We start from the raw sequence: 17,376 nt of genomic DNA on the forward strand, positions 1-17,376 counted from the left end.
CTCGTTCGAGGGGCCCCGTTCGGCGTCAGCCCTCGATCGTCCCGAGCGCGCGCAGGATGCGCTCGGGCGTGAAGGGCATCTCGGTGACCCGCGCGCCGAGCGGGCGCAGCGCGTCGTTGATGGCGTTCATGACGGCGGCGGGCGCGCCCGCCGTGCCGGCCTCGCCCGCGCCCTTGGCGCCGAGCAGGCTCTCCTTGGTGGGCGTCTCCACGTGGCCGACGATCATGTCGGGCATCTCGGCGGCCATGGGCACGAGGTAGTCGGCCATGGACCCGTTGATGAGCTGGCCGTCCGCGTCGTAGTGGATCTCCTCGTAGAGCGCCCCGCCGAGGCCCTGGACGATACCGCCGCGGATCTGCTCGTCGACGAGCTGCGGGTTGATGATCCGCCCGCAATCCTCGACGCACCAGTGCTTCAGGAGCGTCACGACCCCCGTCTCGACGTCGACCTCCAGGTAGGAGGCCTGCACGCCGTTGGTGAAGGCGAAGGGGTAGTCGGAGGTGATGAAGTGGCGCGTCTGCACGAGTTCGCGCGGCAGCCCCTTGGGCAGCGTGTCGCCGCGGAAGTAGACGATGCGGCCGAGCTCCTCGAGCGACAGCCGCTCCTCGCCGCTCTCGAGGTCGACGACGGCGCCCGCGCGGATGTCGAGCTTGCCCGGCTCGCTCTGGAGCATGGCGCCGGCGACCTCCAGGATCGACTCCCGCAGCGCGCGCGAGGCCTGGAGCGCCGCCTCGCCGCCGATGCCGGCGCCCCGCGACGCCCAGGTGCCGCCCCCATAGGGCGTCACCTGCGTGTCGCCGGTGACGACGCGCACCTTGTCCGGGGTGACGCCGACGCCCTCGGCGACGATCTGCGAGAGCATCGCCTCCGTGCCCTGGCCCTGCTCGGTGACGCCCGAGAGCGCCACGACCGAGCCGTCGGGGTCCATGCGCACGGTGCAGCCGTCCTGCGCGGAGATCCGCGCGCCGCCGATGCCGTACATGAAGGGCGAGGGGTTGGTCAGCTCGATGAAGCTCGCGATGCCGATGCCGCGATGCACGCCCCGCGCCCGCGCCTGCGCCTGGTCCTCGCGCAGCGCCTCGTAGTCCATCAGCGCCACGAGCTTGTCGAGCGACGCCTGGTGCGAGAGCCCCTCGAAGCGCATCTTCGCCGGCGAGGTCACGGGATAGGCGTCGTCCGGATAGACGTTGCGCCGGCGCATCTCGACGGGATCGAGGCCGAGCTCCGCCGCCGCCATGTCGACGAGGCCCTCGGTGATCGCCACGGCGATCGGATGGCCCACGGCCCGGTACTGGCAGGTGGGCGTCTTGTTCTGGAAGACGACGCTGGTGCGGGCACGGTAGTTCGCGAAGTCGTAGGGCCCGCCGCAGAGGTTGACGACCTGGTTGCCCTCGATGGCGGAGGTGCGCGGATAGACCGAGTAGGGCCCGATCCCCGTCCAGTCGTCCACATCGAGGGCGAGGATCTTCCCCGCCTCGTCGACGGCGATCCGCGCGTCGATGATATGATCGCGGGCGTGGATGTCGGTGGTGAAGCTCTCGAGCCTGTCGGCGACGAACTTGACCGGGCGCCCCATCACCTTGGCGATGGCTGCGGTCGCCACCTCGTCGGGATAGACGTGAACCTTGATGCCGTAGGACCCGCCGACGTCGCCGCAGATCACCCGCACCCGGCTCTCGGGAATGTCGAGGTGCTTGGCGAAGACCGTCTGCATCATGTGCGGGGCCTGCGTCGCGTGCCAGGCGACCATCTGGCCCTCGGCCGGGTTCCAGTCGACGAGGATGGAGCGCGGCTCGAGCGTCACGCCGGTGTGGCGCGCGGTCCGGAAGCGGGCGGAGACGACCTTGTGCGCTCCCGCGAAGGCGCCCTCGACGTCGCCCTCCTCGTGCAGGCGCCGGAAGGCGAGGTTGTCGCCGAGCTCGGGATGGATGACGGGCGTCGTCTCGTCGAGCGCGCTCATCATGTCGCCGACGACGGGGAGCGCCTCGTAGTCCACCTCGACGAGAGAAGCCCCCTCCTCCGCCGCGGCCCGCGTCGTGGCGACGACCGCCGCCACGGGCTCGCCGACCCAGCAGGCGCGCTCGATCGCGATCGCGTGCTGCGGCGGCGATTTCAGCCCCTTGAGATGGGCGAGAACCGCGACCCACGGCGTGCAGACCTCCGCGAGATCGGCGCCGGTGAAGACGCGCAGCACGCCCTTCACCGCCTTCGCGGCCCCGGCGTCGATCGTGCCGATGCGGGCGTGCGCGTAGGGCGAGCGCACGAAGGCGACATGCGCCATGCGCGGCAGGGCGACGTCGTCGACGAAGCGCCCGCGCCCCTGCACGAGCCGCGGCGCGTTGGGGCGCGGGACCGTCTTGCCGATGTAGGAATTGGGCCGGTCGGGATTGCCGAACTGGATGGTCATGCTCCCCCCTCGCCGTCTCGCGCGCCGCGGCCGGCGCGGGCCGCCGCCACCGCCGCGACGGCGTCGACGATGGCCTCGTAGCCCGTGCAGCGGCAGTAGTTTCCGGACAGATGCTCGCGGATCTCGCCGCGGGAGGGCACGCCGCCGCGGGCGAGGAGCTCGTCGGCCGCGACCAGCATGCCCGGCGTGCAGAAGCCGCATTGGAGCGCGTTGCGCGCCACGAACTCGGCCTGCAGGTCGGCGATGGCGCCCGTGTCGGTCAGGCCCTCGACGGTCCAGACCTCGGCACCGTCGGCCTGCGCGGCGAGGGTGAGGCAGCCGCGCACGGCCTCGCCGTTCAGGCGGATCGTGCAGGCGCCGCACACGCCGTGCTCGCAGCTCGCATGCGCGCCGGTGAGCCCGAGCTCGAGGCGCAGGAAGTCGATCAGGTGCTGGCCCACGGGAACGCGCGCCTCGACGGGCTCGCCGTTGACGACGAGCGCGACGTCGATCCGATCGCGGATGATCTCGGTCATCTCGTTCCTCCCTCGAGGCGGGCGATCGCGCGGCGCAGGAGCACGCCGGCGAGGTGGCGGCGATAGGCGGCGCTCGCCTGCGTGTCCGACGGCGGGTCGATCTCCCCCTTCAGCGCGGCGACGGCGCCCTCGACGTCGCCGGCGTCGAGGGCGGCCATGGCCCTCGTCGCGAGCATGGGCTTGGGCCCGGTCGAGAACAGCGCTATGCGGTGCCCGGCGGCACGGCGCACGAGGCACAGGCCCGCGAGCGCGTAGTCTCCGGAGCGGCGCGCGACCTCCTCGATCACCTGGGCCTCGCCGGCCTCGGCCTTCGGCACGGTGATCGCGGTCAGGATCTCGCCTTCGGCGAGAGCGGTCTCGAACGTGTCGCGGAAGAAGTCCGCGGCCGCGATCTCGCGGGCGCCGTCGAGGCCCTCCACATGAATGACGGCGTCGAGCGCCAGCGCGCAGGCGGGGAACTCGGCGGCGGGATCCGCGTGGGCGATCGCCCCGCCGATCGTCCCGCGGTTGCGGATCGCGGCATGGGCGATATGCGTCGTCGCCTCCGCCAGCAGCGGCGCGTGCGCGGCGATCAGGGGATCGCGGCCGATCTCGGCATGGCGCGTGAGCGCACCGATGCGCAGCGTGCCGCCCTCGTCCGCGACGCCGCGGCATTCGGGGAGCGCCGAGATGTCGACGAGGACGTCCCCCGTCGTCAGGCGCATGTTGAGCGCGGCGACCAGGCTCTGCCCGCCGGCGAGCACCCGGCCCGCCCCGTCCGTCTGCGCCAGGAGCTCGAGCGCGTGGCGCAGATCGCGTGCGCGGGCGTAGCCGCCCACAGCAGCCTTCATCCGTCTCCTCCCTCGCGGTCCCGTCTTCGCGGGCAGCTAATTGAGCGTTTGCTCAATCCCGTGATCCGGATCATGTATGGATTTCGGCGCTTTGCAAGTAGAATGTTTCCAGGGGAGGCGACCGCGTATGACGTCGAGTGAGAGTGCCGAGGCCGCCGGCGAGGGGCGGTCGCGCGCGGCAGCGCGGCGGCGGCTGCCGCCACAGGAGCGTCGTCAGCAGATCGTCGACGGAGCGGTCGCGTTCTTCGCGGAGGTGGGCCTCGACGGGAACACGCGCGACCTCGCCAAGCGGCTGGGCATCACGCAGCCTTTGCTGTTCAACTATTTCGCGACGAAGGACGATCTCGTCGAGGCGGTGTACGAGCAGGTCTATCTCGACCGTCTCTCGCCGGACTGGCCCGAGCGCCTGAGGGATCGCAGCATGCCGATCCGTGCACGGCTGCTCGCCTTCTACACCGAGTACTCCACGCTGATCTTCCAGCACGAGTGGATGCGGATCTTCATGTTCTCCGGCCTGGCGGGAGCGGAGCTCAACCGGCGCTACCTGCGCCATCTCGCCGACGTCATCCTGCGCCCGCTCCTGGCGGAGATCGCCGCGGAGGCGCGCGCGGAGGCGTCGCCGACGATGGAGGATCTCTGGAACCTCCATGGCGGCATCGTCTACATCGGCATCCGCCAGCACATCTACCGCATGCCGTGCCCCGCCGATCCGGCGGAGGCGATCACGCGCGCGGTGGACCGCTTCCTGCTCGCTTTCGGAATCGGGACGACGGCCTGAGCGCGAGCCGCCGGAACGGCCCGCCGCGAGCCCACGTCACCGCGCTCGGTCACTGCCGCGCGTCATTGCCGCGCGTCACTGCCGGACGAGGCGCGCGATCTGCTCGGCGAGCTCCACGGGTCGAAACGGCTTCGTGAGCCGCGGCAGATCGGGTGCGATCGAGTCGACCTCCGCATACCCCGAGACGATCAGGACCGGGAGCGCCGGTCGCGAGCGCCCGGCGGCGCGGGCGAGGTCGACGCCGCTCATGCCCGGCATCAGGTGATCCGTCACGAGGAGCTCGTAGCGCCCGCCCTCGTCGATGAGGCGCAACGCCTCCTCTCCAGAGGTCGCCTCGCCGACGTCGAAGCCGAGATCGACGAGCATGTCGGCGACGCTCGCGCGCACCAGATCCTCGTCGTCGACGACGAGGACGGTGCCGCGGGAGGACCTCGGCCGGGAATCGGCGCTGTGGGTCCGGTCCGCGGCCCGAGCTTCGGCGCCGCCGACGGGAAGCCAGAGATGGATGCGCGTCCCGCGCCCCGGCTCGCTCTCGATCGCGAGCGCGCCGCCGAGCTGAGCCGCCAAGCCGTGCACCATCGAGAGACCGAGGCCGGTGCCCTTGCCGATGCCCTTCGTCGAGAAGAACGGCTCGATGGCACGCGCCCGCGTCGCCTCGTCCATGCCCGTCCCCGTGTCGGCGACCGTGAGGCGGACGTAGTCTCCCGGCGCGAGGTCCGACGACGAGCCCGCCTCCCCCGCGCGCGTGGGCATCGCCGAGATGGTGAGGATCCCGCCGTCCGGCATCGCGTCGCGGGCGTTAACGCTCAGGTTGAGGAGCGCCATCTCGATCTGGTTCGCGTCCGCATGGGCGTGCGGCAGATCCGCAGCGAGCTCGACCCGCAGCTCGATGCCGGGTGTCAGGCTGGAGCCGATCAGATCCGTCATGCCGCGCACGAGACTGCGGACGTCGATGACCACGGGGCGCAGCGGCTGCCGACGTGCGAAGGCGAGGAGGCGCTGCACCAGCACCTTCGCCCGCTCGGCCGACTGCAGCGCCCCGGAGAGGATGCGCTGCTCGCGCTCGCTGCCGATCCCACGCCGCACCAGGATGTCGAGCGGGCCGATGATCGGCATGAGCAGATTGTTGAAGTCGTGCGCGACGCCGCCGGTGAGCTGGCCCATGGCCTCGAGCTTCCGGCTCTGACGCAGCGCCTCCTCGGCGCGCGAGAGCGCTTCCGCCTGGCTCTTCTCCGCCGTGACGTCGCGGCCGACCGCATGGATGCAGCCCTCTTCCGGAACCGCGGTCCAGGACAGCCAGCGCCAGGACCCGTCGCGCGCGCGGTACCGGTTCTCGAAGCGCAGGGTGGTTTCGCCCACGCCGAGGCGCTCCATCTCGGCGAGCGTCGTCGCCGTGTCGTCGGGGTGGACCAGCGCCATGAACGTCGTGCCGACGAGCTCGTCCTCGGTCCAGCCGAGCAGCGCCTCCCACGCCGGGTTCACCGCGCCCACGGTGCCGTCGTAGCGGGCGACGAGCATGACGTCGGTCGAGAGCCGCCACATCCGGTCGCGCTCCGCCGTACGCTCGGCGACCCGCGAGGCGAGCGTCTCGTTGAACTCGCGCAGCGCATCCTCCGTGCGCCGGCGCGCGGTCACGTCGCGGATCATGCCCTTCACGCAGCCCTTCGCACCACCGGCGCCGACATCCACCTTGCCTTGAGCGGAGATCCAGCGCTCGGTCCCGTCGACGCGGCGGATGCGGCATTCGAAATCCCACAGGCCGCCGTTGTCGATCGCCACCCGGAAGGCCGTGTCCACCCGCTCGCGATCCTCCGGCACGACGTGGCCGAGGAACGTGGCGTAGGTCCATTCGGGCAGCATCTCGTCGTAGCCGAAGATGCGGTCGTGCTGCGGCGACCGCCAGGCCACGAGCGTCTGGAGATCGAGCTCCCACGCGCCGAGCCCGCCGGCCTCGAGCGCCCGCTCGAGCCGCGCCTCGCTCTCCTGGAGGCGCAGCTCGGTCGCCTTGCGATCCGAGATGTCGACGGACACCGCGAGGATGGAGGGCGCGGTCCCGTTCTCCCGCACCACCGAGACGCTGTTGCGGATCCACACGATCGAGCCGTCCGGGCGCAGATAGCGCTTCTCGATGTCGAAGGCCGGGCCGCCCGTGGTCGCGGCGGCGAAGAGCGGCAGGTTCGCGGGCAGGTCGTCCGGGTGGGTGATCTCCTGCATCGTGAGGCGCGTGAGCGCCTCGCGGGAGCGCCCGACGATGGCGCAATAGCGATCGTTCACCTCGGTGAAGCGACCGGTCAGATCCGTCCGCGCCAACCCGGCGGCGGCCTGGTCGAAGACGGCGCGCAGCTGCGCTTCCCGCGCGCGCAGCTCGGCGGCCGCCGCGACGCGCTCGACATGCGCCCAGGACCGCGCGGTGACCGCGCGCAGGAGACCGATCTCCGACTCGGTCCAGGCACGAGGCTCGCGGTCGTGGATCGCCATGAGCGCCGCGAGGCGTCCGTCCTTGACGAGCGGCATGCACACGGTGGCGGCGATGCCGATGTCGCGGAAGCTCGCCGCGGCGTCGGGCTCCAGCTCGCGACGATTGTCGGCGACCACGAGCGGAAGCCCGGCGCCGAGCCGCTCCACGGCCAGGCGGCCGAAATCGGCGAGCCGGTAATGCCCGACGATGCTGCGCGCGCCGGGCGCCGCCCAGTCGCCGCGAACGGTGAATCCGTCCGCGTCCTCGTCCATGTCCGCGTAGGCGCAGACCGAAAGCCCGAGATGCTCGCCGAGCATGCGCGTCGTCGCCGCGAGGACGGCGTCGGCGTCGGCGAGACCCGCGGTGACTGCCCCCAGTCGATCGAGGAAGGCGAGACGTGCCTCGCTCGCGCGCAGCGCCGTCTCGGCCGCGTGCCGCGCGGTGTCGTCCCGGACGGTGAGGACGGCGCCGATTCGTTCGCCGTCGGGGCCGAGGACGGGCCGTGCCGACCCGATCGCAAGCACCTCGCTGCCGTCCGGCCGGCGGATGCGCCATCGCACATCCTCGACGGTCTCGCCCCGCAGCGCCGCCCGCGCGAGCGGAAGCTCGTGCGACGGATGGATTTCGCCCGCCTCGGTGAACAGGCTGTAGGCCGCGGCGTAGCCCGCCGGGGCCACGTCGAGCAGCTTCGTGCCGTGCAGGCGCTCGGCCGCCGCGTTGACGAAGGTGATCCGCCCCGAGGCGTCGGTGACGATGACGCCCTCCGCCAGCTGCCCGAGAATCGCGTCGCGCTCCGCCGTGCCGCGCGCGTCGTCGTCGTCGGCGGATGCGCTCATCGTCGTGTCCTCGCTGCGAACCGCTCCGCGCGCCCGCCTTCTCGGCATAACGCATCGGGGCCGGAGCGGTTGGCGCATCGTGTGCGGGCCCATGAAGCCGGGGCGGACGAGTGTCGTCCGCGACGCGCCGCTTCGCAAGCGCTCGGCCGGAGCGCGCGCGGTCATCCGCGCCGCGCCGCCCTCCCGCGCGCTGCGTTCGACGCGGGCGAAGGGCAGACGACCGGGATGCGCGCGCGATGCTTCAGGACATCGCGCTCGCCTGCACCGGCCGGAGCAGGACGACCCAGGCCAGCGCCGCCGCCACGGCACCGCAGGCGGCGATGGCGGCGACCATCGGCAGGGTCGTGCCGTCGAAGAACGGCCCGGAGGCGACGACGACGATCCCGCCGAGCACCATCTGCAGCGCGCCGCCGAGCGAGGAGGCGAGGCCCGCGATCTCGCCGTGGGGGTCGAGCGCCATCACCATCGTGCTCGGCAGAACCACGCCGAGGCACGCGTTCGCGACGACGAGGAGGCCGACGACGACGGCGAGGCTCGCCAGGCCCGCCCACGCGAGCCCGAGCAGAAGCCCGGAGAACAGGGCGAAGCCCGTCGTCCCCGCCAGCACCACGCGGTTCATGCCGAAGCGACGCCCGAGCCCCGCCGCGACCTGCGAGGCGGCGAAGAAGCCGGCCGCGTTCACCGCGAAGGCGATGCTGAAGCCGGTCGAGGTCAGCCCGAAGCTCTCCGTGTAGACGAAGGAGGCGCTCGCGACGAAGACGAAGAAGGAGGCGAAGCCGAAGCCTCCGATGAAGGTTAGGCCCATGAACCAGCGATCGGAGAGCAGGACCCGGCTCGCACGGGTGAGCCCCGCCACCGAGATGCGGGTGCGCGCGGCGGCCGGCAGGGTTTCGGGCAGGAGGACGCGGGTGACGACGAGGCTCGCCGCCGCCGCGGCCAGCAGGACGGCGAAGACGAGCCGCCAGCCGCCGATCGCGATGACGCCGCTCCCCACGAGCGGGGCGAGCATGGGCGAGACGCTGATCACGAGCATGACCAGCGCCATGATCCGCGCCGCGTCCGCCCCCGTCGCCGTGTCGCGGATCACCGCCCGCGGGACCACCATCAGCACGGACCCGCCGACGCCCTGGACGAATCGCGCGGCGATCAGCCAGCCGATCGAGGGCGCGAGCGCGCACATGAGGCTGCCGAGCGCGAAGACGCACAGGCCGACCACCAGCGGCGCCTTGCGGCCGACCTGGTCCGAGATCGGCCCCCAGACGAGCTGCGAGACGCCGAACGCCAGGAAATAGGCGATGAGGGTCCCCTGGACCGCGGAGATCGGCGCATCGAGCTCCGCCGCGACCGCCGGCAGCGCCGGCAGGTACATGTCGATGGCGAAGGGGCCGACGCAGGCGAGCAGGCCGAGAACGGCGGCGAGGCGCGCCGTCGAGATGGGGGCGGGAGCGGACATCGTCGTCGTCTCGTCGAAGGAGGGCAACGGACGTGCTTCTACTCCGTGGTGCCCATCGTCGTCGACAACGATTTTCGATTGCCGACTGCCGAGATGCGTCGCGTCGGGGCTCGGTACAGCTCGCGGTGCCGCCGACCGCCACCGGAGGCTACGCCGCCTGCGTGCGGCTCCCGCCGAGCCGGCGACGGATCGCGTCCGCGGCGACGGGTCGGCCGACGAGGTAGCCCTGCGCCTCCTGGCAGCCGACCTCCCGTACGAGCCGCAGCTGCTCCTCGGTCTCGACGCCCTCCGCGGTGATGGTCATCCCGAGCCGCGCGCCCAGGCTCGCGATGGCGCGCACGATCGCATCCGCCTCCGTGCTGGCGATTCGCTCCACGAACGAGCCGTCGATCTTCAGCTTGTCGAACGGGAAGCGCTCGAGATAGCCCAGCGAGGAATAGCCCGTGCCGAAATCGTCCATGGCGAGGCGCACGCCGAGGCGCCGCAGGGCGTGGAGCGTCTCCAGCACCGTCGCGCCGTCCATGAGGACGCTCTCCGTGATCTCGAGCTCCAGCCGGTCGGCGGGCAGGCGCGAGGCCTCCAGCGCCGCGACGACGACCGCCAGGAGATCGGCGCGGGCGAACTGGACCGCGGACACGTTCACCGCGATCCGGACCGGCGAGCCCCACCCCGCGGCTTCCCGGCACGCCGTTTCCAGAACGAAGGCGCCGAGGGGCGCGATGAGCCCGGTCTCCTCCGCGAGCGGGATGAACCGGGCCGGCGAGATCGTGCCGAGCCGCGGATGCGTCCAGCGGCACAGCGCCTCGACCGCCGTGACGCGGCCATCGCGCACGTCCACGATCGGCTGGTAGGCGAGCGTGATCTCGCCGCGCTGGATCGCGTGCCTCAGCTCGATCTCGAGCTCCTGGCGCTCGACGTTCGCCGCGTCCATCTCCGGCGCGAAGACGCGATGGGTGTTACGCCCATCGCCCTTCGCGCGATAGAGCGCGAGGTCGGCCGCCTTGAGCAGGTCGTCGATCGTGGCGCCGTCGGCCGGTGCGTTGGCGATGCCGATGCTGACGCCGATCTCGATCGGCTTGCCCGAGAGCGTGAAGGGCTCCGCGCACGCCGCGATGATGCGCCGCGCGAGCGCCTCCCCACCGGGGCTGCCGGCCGCCTCGGGGCACAGGAGCACGAACTCGTCGCCTCCCACACGCGCGAGGAAGTCCTCGCCGCGCACGACGCCGCGGAGGCGATCGGCCACGAGGTCCAGGAGCATGTCGCCCGCGGCGTGCCCCATCGTGTCGTTGACGACCTTGAAGCGGTCGAGGTCGAGGCACAGCACGGAGAACGGCCTGTCGTGCCGGTTCGCCTCGGCGAGCCGCTCCTTCAGCCGCTCGCGCAGACTCGCGCGGTTGGGCAGGCCCGTGAGGGAATCGTGGCGCGCCATGCGGGCCAGCTCCGCCTCGGCCTTCTTGCGGGCGGTGATGTCGGTGAAGGTCCGCACCGCGCCTCCCTCGGGCCGCGGCACGGTGCGGATCTCGAGGATCGTCCCGTTGGGGCGCTCCCTCTCGTAGAGCCGCTCCTTGAAGGCGGTGCCGCCGTAGAGCTCCTTGACGCGGTCGGCGTCCTCCGGGCGCACGAACTCGTTCTTCGAGACCTGGTAGGCGTGCAGATCGGCGACGGTCGGCCGGGACGCGACGAGCGCCTCGGGCAGCTCCAGAAGGTCGACGGCGCGGCGGTTGTAGACGGAGACCCGCCCGTCCACGTCGACCATGACGAGCCCCTGGTCCATGTGGTCGAGCGTGGTCTGGAGGAGCGTCGTCTTCTCCTGCAGCTCGTGCGTGCGGGCGGCGACCCTGGCCTCCAGCTCGTCCTTCGCCTCGCGCAGGAACGCGTCGCGGCGCGACAGGTGGACCGAGGCGCGCGCCATGACCGATGCGATCGTCCGGGCCTCGGCGATGCCGACCGCGGGGGCGCTGAGAGGCTGGCCCATGCCGAGACGCCGCGCCATGGCGGTGAGCTGGGCGAAGGTCCCGGTGATCTCCCTGCAGATCGGCAGCGCGACGGCCGCCATGATCCCGAGGGCGACAGCCGCGAGCCCGACGAGGCGCAGCCGCCACGCCGCGATCGGCGCCTCGAGCGCCGCTTCATCGACGCCGACGCCGGCGGTCCAGCCGGTGAGATCGGAACGCTCGTAGGCGCCGAACACGGTGATGTCGAGGAAGCCGGTCCCGCGCCATGTGCCCGCGGGGCCCGTCAGCTGCGCGAATCCGGGCAGGGTCCGCCCGACGTGGGCGTCGTTGTCGGCGCTGCGGGCGAGCACCCTGCCGTCGCGGTCCGAGATCGAGCCCCAGCGCGGCGTCCCGACCTCCGCGGTGACCACCGTCTCGAGCAGCTTCGAGAGCGGAATCTCCAGCGTGAGGACGCGCCCCGTCTCCGCGCCGACGTGGACGGGGACCGCGACCGCGACGAAACGCTCCCCGGTCTGCGGCGAGGTGAGCAGCCCCGAGACGAACGGCTCGTGGGTGCGTACCACGGTGGCGACGACGCCGCCCTCGTCGATGCTGGAGAGGAGCGCGCCCCAGGGAACGCGCGTGTAGGCCAGGCGCTCGCCGGTCGCCTCCGCGAGCGCGACGTACCCGCCGAGCTCGCGCCCGGCGACGAGCGCCTCCGCATAGAAGCCCGACAGGTCGTCCGAGCGGATCGCACGCGAGGCCGCCAGGATACGCAGCCCCGTGAGCGCGTCGGCGACGAGCGCGTCCGCGGCACGCCGCACGCGCTCCGCCGCCTCGAAGACGCCGTCCTCGACGGCGGCGCGCTCCCTCGTGCCGAGCTGGTACGAGACCGCGGCTCCGAAGGCGAGCAGGGGCACCGAGAGCGCGAGGCTCAAGGCGACGAGGTAGGCGGAGAAGGTCGGCAGGCCGCGCCGCACCCAGCTTCGGAACATGGATTGCTCCCTTTCGCGGGAGCTTGTGCGCGCAAAGGTGAACCAAACGCTGGAGTGAACGCGTCTCAGCGCCGGATTGGTTCTCGAAATGTAAACGCGTGGCGCCGCCGCGCGCCGACGAAAGATTCCGGAAACACGAAGATCGCCGGGCGACGTCATGGCGAAACGGGACGGGGCGAAGGTGCGCATCGTCGCGGCCGGTCGCGGGGGATCGTTCGAACCCACCGGCGCCGTCGCGCGACGAACGCATGTGACCCCGACGAGACCCACGAGAACCCGCCATGTCCTCCCTGACCGACCGCTCCTCCCTGACCGACCGTTCCCTCGCGATCCTTCCGGCCTATGCGCCGGCCGCCCTCCCCGCGAAGGAGCCCGCCCTCGCCCGCATCCGCGCCGCCCTCGCGCTCTGGCGTCGCCGTGCGGCCGACCGGCGCGCGCTCGCGGAGATGTCCGCGCACATGCTCGACGACATCGGCCTCGATCGCGCCCGCGCGACGGTCGAGGCGAGCAAGCCGTTCTGGCGCGCCTGAGGCGGAGAGCGACGATGCCCCTCTGGCAGCGGCTTCTCCTGTGCGGGCTCTCGCCCGCCATCGTCCTCGCCCCGCTCGCCCTCGGCGCGGGGCGCAGCGCGGAGGCGCTGCGGGACCCTCCCGTCGTGTCGCGCAGCGCAACCCCTCACGACCTCGCGCGTTCGTGGCCCGACCTCCCGGCGGAGCAGCGCGTGGCGTCCCCTCTCGCAGCTCCCGCCGCCCACCCGCTCGTGCCCGCCCGCGCCGTCGTGACGGCGCAGCGGTGAGGTACGCCAACACCGTTCCGGAGACTCGATCGATGTCCGCAGGTACCGTCCCCGATCGCCGCGCCCGCGCCGTCGCCGCCCCCGCCGATGCCGGTGCGCCGTCCTGGCGCGTCGCAACTCTGGGCTTCACGCTCTCGCTCGCGACGACGACCGCGCTCGCGTTCGCCCTCGCCGCCCTCTGAGCCGCCGGCCGCCCCGCCCGCGGACGGATCCGGGCGTCGCCTCAGTCGTCCTGCCCGTGGGGGTGGTAGACGTAGCCGGCGCCGCGGACCGTCTTGATGTAGCGCGGCCTCGCGGCGTCGGGCTCGATCTTGCGCCGCATGCGCGTGATCCGCACGTCGATCGAGCGATCGAAGGCGTCCGGGTCGCGGGCGTCGGCGAGGTCGAGCAGCCGGTCGCGGGAGAGCACCCGCGAGGGATGATCGTGGAAGGCCTTGAGGAGCGCGTATTCCGAGCGCGTCAGCACGAGCCGCCCGCCGTCCTCGTCGCGCAGCTGGTAGCTGTCGAGGTGGAGCCATTTCGTGCCGAAGCGCACGACGGCCTCGCCGGCCTGCGCCCCCGCCTCCCCGGCCGCGCCGGCCGGCGCGCCGCTCGCCGTGCCGCGGCGCAGCACCGAGCGGATGCGGGCGACGAGCTCGCGCAGTTCGCAGGGCTTGGCGAGGTAGTCGTCCGCGCCGAGCTCGAGCCCCACGACCCGGTCGATGGGGCTCGCCGTCGCCGTCAGCATGATCACCGGCAGCGGCCGCTCGGCCTTGAGGCGGCGCACGATGGAAAGCCCGTCCTCCTCCGGCATGTTGAGGTCGAGCACGACGAGATCGGCCGCGCCCTCCTGAAGCCGGGCGAAGAGGCTGCGCCCGCCGTCGCACAGGGCGACGTCGAAGCCGTGCATCTTGAGGTAGTCGCCGACCATCTCGCGGGCGGCGGGCTCGTCGTCGACGACGAGGACGCGGGCGCTCATGCGGTCTCTCGTCCTTCTGCGAGCGGGATGCGGATCTCGAAGGTGGAGCCCCGGCCCGGGCCCGGGCTCGCGGCGGTCGCCTCGCCGCCGTGCAGCTCGGCGATGCGACGCACGATGGACAGGCCGAGCCCCGTCGACGTCTCGCCGGCGGTCGGCTTGGCGGAGAGGCGCTGGAAGCGGCCGAACACGCGCGCGACGTCCTCGGGCATCAGGCCCGGCCCTTCGTCGCGCACCGCGACGACGGCGCTCCCCGCGCGCGCATGCACGCCGACCACGATCGGCGCGCCGACGGGGCTGTACTTCACCGCGTTGGAGACGAGGTTCTCGATCGCCTCGCGCAGGCGATCCTGGTCCGCGAGCGCAGGAACCGGCTCGGGCGCCTCGAGCGCGATCGCCTGATGCTTGCGCTCCGCGAGCGGGCGGTTCGCCTCGATCACCTCGCGCACGAGCGCGGACAGGTCCATGGGCTCGCGGCGGATCGTGATGTCGAGCGCGTCGTTCATCGCGTCGGCGACGAGGGTCGAGACCATGTCCGAGAGCTGTTCCGCGGTCTCGCGGATGTGGCGGACCTGGGTGCGCATCGTGTCGAGGGGCGGCGGGGCGACGCCGATGAGATCGTCGAGCATCTCCGCCCGGCCGAGGATCACCGCGAGCGGGTTCTTCAGGTCGTGGGCGACGGTGCCGAGGATCTCGGTCTTGAGCTGGTTCGCGCGGCGCAGGTCCGCACGCTGGCTGGCGAGGCGACGATTGGCCCGGATCAGCTCGGCGGTGCGCGCCACGACGCGCTCCTCCAGCCGGGCGTTCGTCCCCTGCAGCTCCTCGTGGAGAAGCACGTTGTCGAAAGCGACCGACAGGCGGCTCGAGAACAGCTCCACCAGCGCCCGGTCGGTCTCCGAGAGCGGGCGCGGCGATTCGATCACGACGACGACCTCTCGGCCGCTGCCCGTGCGCGAGTAGAGCACGGAGCGCGCCCCCTCGAAGGCGTGGCCGCGTCGCTCCAGCGCCTCGCGCACGCAGGTCCGCAGGTCCTCGGACAGGGCCGAGGCGAGCGCGCCTTCGTGGTCGCCGTAGCAGCCGGAGCCCGCGAGCACCGCGAGGTCCTCGCCGCGCGCGCTCTCGCGCAGGACGAGGATGCCGGCGCAGTCGACGCCGAGCAGGGTGGCGATCTGCGTCAGCACGCCCTGCGCGAGCTTGCGCACCGAGCGCAGGTCGAACAGCATCGAGGCGGCGTCGACGATGATCTCGAGCCCGCGCCGCGTCGCCTCGAGCCGCTCCAGCTGCCGGAAGCTGCGCAGAGCCGCCGTGATCGCGGTGAAGAGCTTGTCGGCGGTGAGCTCGGTCTTCGCCTTGTAGTCGTTGATGTCGTACTCGACGATCACGGCGCGCTCGGGCGCCTGGCCCGGCTGGCCGGTGCGCAGGATGATGCGCACCGTGCGATTGCCGAGCTCGCGCCGGATGTCGTCGACGAGGGCCAGCCCGGCGTCGTCGCTCTCCATCACGACGTCGAGCAGGACGACGGCGATGTCCGGGCGGGCGGCGAGGATCTCCTTGCCCTCCCGCGCCGAATAGGCGGAGAGGATCTCGAGCCCGAGGCCGTCGAGCTCGTAGTCGAAGAGCGCGAAGCGTGTGCCCTCGTGCACCGCCTCGTCGTCGTCGACGACGAGGACGGTCCAGGCGCCCGCCCGCTCGTCGCCCCGCGCGGGGGCGTCGTCGAGGATCTGGACGAACTCTTCGCTCATGACGGGTCTTCCGTCGGGCACGGCACGCCCTTCCCTCGTATCATTGAACCAGGTCCACGCCCTTGAACAGGTGCCGGCCGAGCGGATCCATCACGAAACCCGTCACCTCGGCCCGGCGCGCCATGAAGACCACGGAATGGGCGATCGGGACCCAGGGCCGCTCGCGCGCGAAGATCTGCTGCGCGCGCCGGTAGAGCGTCGCGCGCTCGCCCTGGTCGAAGGCCTCCCGCGCGCGCACGACGAGCGAGTCGTAGTCCGCGTCACACCACTTGGCGACGTTGTTGCCGCCCGGCCGCGCCGCGGTGCAGCCGAGGAGCACGTAGAGGAAGTTGTCGGGATCGCCGTTGTCCCCCGTCCAGCCGAACAGCGCCATCGGCGCCTCGCCGGACTGGAGCGCGAGGCGGTAGTCGTCCCACGCCGCGGTCCTCAGCTCGAGCCGGATGCCCACCTTGGCGAGGTCCGCCTGGATCATCTCCGCGATGCGCTTGCCGTCGGGTGCGTAGGGCCGGCTGACCGGCATGTACCAGAGCTCGGTCTCGAAGCCGTCCGGGAGGCCCGCCTGCTCGAGCAGGCGCTGCGCCGCGTCGACGTCGACGGGATCAGCCGGGACGGTGTCGTCGTAGGCCCACATCGTCGGCGGGATCGGGTTCGTGGCGACGCGCCCGGCGCCGCCGTAGGCGGCGGCGATGATCGCCTCCCTGTCGATGGCCCGGCCGATCGCGCGGCGCACGCGCGGATCGTCGAAGGGCTCCATGAGCACGTTCATCGCCATGTAGCCGACGTTGAGCCCCTCCTGGCGCATCAGCACGAGCGCGGGATCGGCCTCGATGGTGGCCACGTCGTTCGGGTCCGGGAAGGCCATGACGTGGCACTCGCCCGCGCGCAGCTTGGCGAGGCGCACCGTCGGGTTGGGAGTGATCGAGAACACGAGCTGGTCGATCGGCTGGCGCCCGTCCCAGTAGCCGTCGAAGGCGCGGTAGCGCACGGCGACGTCCTCGCGGTAGTCCACCAGCACGAAGGGCCCGGTGCCGATCGGGCGCGCGTCGAGATCCTCCGGCCGGCCGGCGGCGAGGACGTGGGCGGCGTATTGCGCGGAATGGACGGCGTTGAACGGATCGGCGAGCGTCGCCAGGAAGGGCGCGTGCGGCCGGCGCAGGCGGATGCGAACCGTCATCGGATCGAGCGCCTCGATCGACTCGAGCAGGGCGTCGAGCCCGTTGTCGCGGAAGTAGTCGTAGCGCCCGCCGGAGACCGCGTGGAAGGGGTGGTCCACCTTCCACTGCCGCTCGAGCGAGAACAGCACGTCCTGCGCGTTCATCGGGCGGCTCGGCGTGAAGTCGCCGCGCGCGTGGAAGGGCACGTCCGGCCGCAGCCGGAAGACGTAGTCGCGCCCGTCCGGCGAGACCTCCCAGCTCTGCGCCAGCCCCGGCACGAGCGCGCCGCCGCCGGGCTCGAAGGCGACGAGCGTGTCGAACATGGGGCGCGCCGCGTTCATGCCGGTCGTCGTCGTCGCGAGCTGCGGGTTGAGCGCCTCGGGGTTGCCCTCCGAGCAGAAGACCAGCGTCTTGGCCGCGGCGGGGCTCGCGGCGAGGGCGAGGAGCGCGACGGCCGCGGCGCGGGCGAGGAGCGCGACGGCCGCGGCGCGGGCGAGGCGGAGGGGAGCGGGCACGCGCACGA

Annotated in this window: 13 protein-coding genes; 4 read left to right on the forward strand and 9 right to left on the reverse strand. The window is 72.4% G+C overall.

The features are described 5' to 3' along the window. Positions 1-25: 25 nt before the first annotated feature. The 3 genes from ACTZWW_RS12320 to ACTZWW_RS12330 are packed head-to-tail and all read right to left on the reverse strand — an operon-like array spanning position 26 to position 3,752. Entirely contained in the window at positions 26-2,407 is a 2,382-nt protein-coding gene (locus tag ACTZWW_RS12320) for a xanthine dehydrogenase family protein molybdopterin-binding subunit (protein WP_444781250.1), read from the reverse strand. After that, positions 2,404-2,922, reverse strand: coding sequence for a (2Fe-2S)-binding protein (locus ACTZWW_RS12325; protein ID WP_444781251.1), 519 nt, complete (start codon positions 2,920-2,922; stop codon positions 2,404-2,406). Before ACTZWW_RS12325 ends, ACTZWW_RS12320 begins: the two co-directional genes overlap by 4 nt. Next, positions 2,919-3,752: an FAD binding domain-containing protein gene (locus ACTZWW_RS12330; RefSeq protein WP_444781252.1), complete on the reverse strand. Its 834-nt coding sequence runs from the start codon at positions 3,750-3,752 to the stop codon at positions 2,919-2,921. Before ACTZWW_RS12330 ends, ACTZWW_RS12325 begins: the two co-directional genes overlap by 4 nt. Positions 3,753-3,879: 127 nt before the next feature. Here ACTZWW_RS12330 and ACTZWW_RS12335 point away from each other — a divergent pair, with 127 nt between their 5' ends. Next, positions 3,880-4,530, forward strand: a complete 651-nt coding sequence (locus ACTZWW_RS12335) for a TetR/AcrR family transcriptional regulator (protein ID WP_444781253.1) — start codon at positions 3,880-3,882, stop codon at positions 4,528-4,530. Positions 4,531-4,605: 75 nt separating this feature from the next. Here the strand turns inward: ACTZWW_RS12335 and ACTZWW_RS12340 are convergent, their stop codons facing one another. From ACTZWW_RS12340 to ACTZWW_RS12350, 3 genes are all read right to left on the reverse strand, one after another. Then, positions 4,606-7,824 carry a PAS domain S-box protein gene (locus tag ACTZWW_RS12340; protein WP_444781254.1) on the reverse strand — a complete coding sequence of 1,073 codons (3,219 nt, stop codon included), beginning with the start codon at positions 7,822-7,824 and terminating at the stop codon, positions 4,606-4,608. Positions 7,825-8,065: 241 nt separating this feature from the next. Continuing rightward, positions 8,066-9,277, reverse strand: coding sequence for a multidrug effflux MFS transporter (locus tag ACTZWW_RS12345; RefSeq protein ID WP_444781255.1), 1,212 nt, complete (start codon positions 9,275-9,277; stop codon positions 8,066-8,068). A gap of 148 nt (positions 9,278-9,425) precedes the next feature. After that, complete coding sequence (locus ACTZWW_RS12350) at positions 9,426-12,206, reverse strand: bifunctional diguanylate cyclase/phosphodiesterase (protein ID WP_444781256.1); 2,781 nt, start codon at positions 12,204-12,206, stop codon at positions 9,426-9,428. Positions 12,207-12,487: 281 nt separating this feature from the next. Between ACTZWW_RS12350 and ACTZWW_RS12355 the strand changes: the two genes are divergently transcribed. The 3 genes from ACTZWW_RS12355 to ACTZWW_RS12365 are packed head-to-tail and all read left to right on the forward strand — an operon-like array spanning position 12,488 to position 13,184. Further along, on the forward strand, positions 12,488-12,736 hold the full coding sequence (locus ACTZWW_RS12355; protein WP_444781257.1) for a DUF1127 domain-containing protein: 249 nt from the start codon (positions 12,488-12,490) through the stop codon (positions 12,734-12,736). Positions 12,737-12,750: 14 nt separating this feature from the next. Next, on the forward strand, positions 12,751-13,002 hold the full coding sequence (locus tag ACTZWW_RS12360) for a hypothetical protein (RefSeq protein WP_444781258.1): 252 nt from the start codon (positions 12,751-12,753) through the stop codon (positions 13,000-13,002). A gap of 32 nt (positions 13,003-13,034) precedes the next feature. Then, a complete protein-coding gene (locus tag ACTZWW_RS12365; protein ID WP_444781259.1) occupies positions 13,035-13,184 on the forward strand; it encodes a hypothetical protein in 150 nt (49 codons plus the stop codon). Between the two features lie 41 nt (positions 13,185-13,225). Here the strand turns inward: ACTZWW_RS12365 and ACTZWW_RS12370 are convergent, their stop codons facing one another. Genes ACTZWW_RS12370 through ACTZWW_RS12380 form a run of 3 tightly spaced genes read right to left on the reverse strand, consistent with a single transcriptional unit; the run spans position 13,226 to position 17,368 of the window. Further along, complete coding sequence (locus tag ACTZWW_RS12370) at positions 13,226-13,960, reverse strand: response regulator (protein ID WP_444781260.1); 735 nt, start codon at positions 13,958-13,960, stop codon at positions 13,226-13,228. Then, the gene (locus ACTZWW_RS12375) at positions 13,957-15,699 is read right to left on the reverse strand and encodes an ATP-binding response regulator (RefSeq protein ID WP_444781261.1); all 1,743 of its coding nucleotides are present in this window, start codon (positions 15,697-15,699) and stop codon (positions 13,957-13,959) included. Before ACTZWW_RS12375 ends, ACTZWW_RS12370 begins: the two co-directional genes overlap by 4 nt. Before the next feature lie 40 nt (positions 15,700-15,739). Continuing rightward, positions 15,740-17,368: an ABC transporter substrate-binding protein gene (locus tag ACTZWW_RS12380; RefSeq protein ID WP_444781262.1), complete on the reverse strand. Its 1,629-nt coding sequence runs from the start codon at positions 17,366-17,368 to the stop codon at positions 15,740-15,742. Between the last annotated feature and the right edge of the window lie 8 nt (positions 17,369-17,376).

This window comes from Salinarimonas sp. NSM (genome assembly GCF_052380005.1).
GTDB lineage: Bacteria > Pseudomonadota > Alphaproteobacteria > Rhizobiales > Beijerinckiaceae > Salinarimonas.

Excerpts from the sequence above, each read along its gene's own strand:
- ACTZWW_RS12340 (WP_444781254.1), bottom strand. The coding sequence starts at position 7,824 with ATGAGCGCATCCGCCGACGACGACGACGCGCGCGGCACGGCGGAGCGC.
- ACTZWW_RS12335 (WP_444781253.1), top strand. The coding sequence starts at position 3,880 with ATGACGTCGAGTGAGAGTGCCGAGGCCGCCGGCGAGGGGCGGTCGCGC.
- ACTZWW_RS12360 (WP_444781258.1), top strand. The coding sequence starts at position 12,751 with ATGCCCCTCTGGCAGCGGCTTCTCCTGTGCGGGCTCTCGCCCGCCATC.
- ACTZWW_RS12325 (WP_444781251.1), bottom strand. The coding sequence starts at position 2,922 with ATGACCGAGATCATCCGCGATCGGATCGACGTCGCGCTCGTCGTCAAC.
- ACTZWW_RS12370 (WP_444781260.1), bottom strand. The coding sequence starts at position 13,960 with ATGAGCGCCCGCGTCCTCGTCGTCGACGACGAGCCCGCCGCCCGCGAG.
- ACTZWW_RS12350 (WP_444781256.1), bottom strand. The coding sequence starts at position 12,206 with ATGTTCCGAAGCTGGGTGCGGCGCGGCCTGCCGACCTTCTCCGCCTAC.
- ACTZWW_RS12355 (WP_444781257.1), top strand. The coding sequence starts at position 12,488 with ATGTCCTCCCTGACCGACCGCTCCTCCCTGACCGACCGTTCCCTCGCG.
- ACTZWW_RS12345 (WP_444781255.1), bottom strand. The coding sequence starts at position 9,277 with ATGTCCGCTCCCGCCCCCATCTCGACGGCGCGCCTCGCCGCCGTTCTC.
- ACTZWW_RS12365 (WP_444781259.1), top strand. The coding sequence starts at position 13,035 with ATGTCCGCAGGTACCGTCCCCGATCGCCGCGCCCGCGCCGTCGCCGCC.
- ACTZWW_RS12320 (WP_444781250.1), bottom strand. The coding sequence starts at position 2,407 with ATGACCATCCAGTTCGGCAATCCCGACCGGCCCAATTCCTACATCGGC.
- ACTZWW_RS12330 (WP_444781252.1), bottom strand. The coding sequence starts at position 3,752 with ATGAAGGCTGCTGTGGGCGGCTACGCCCGCGCACGCGATCTGCGCCAC.
- ACTZWW_RS12375 (WP_444781261.1), bottom strand. The coding sequence starts at position 15,699 with ATGAGCGAAGAGTTCGTCCAGATCCTCGACGACGCCCCCGCGCGGGGC.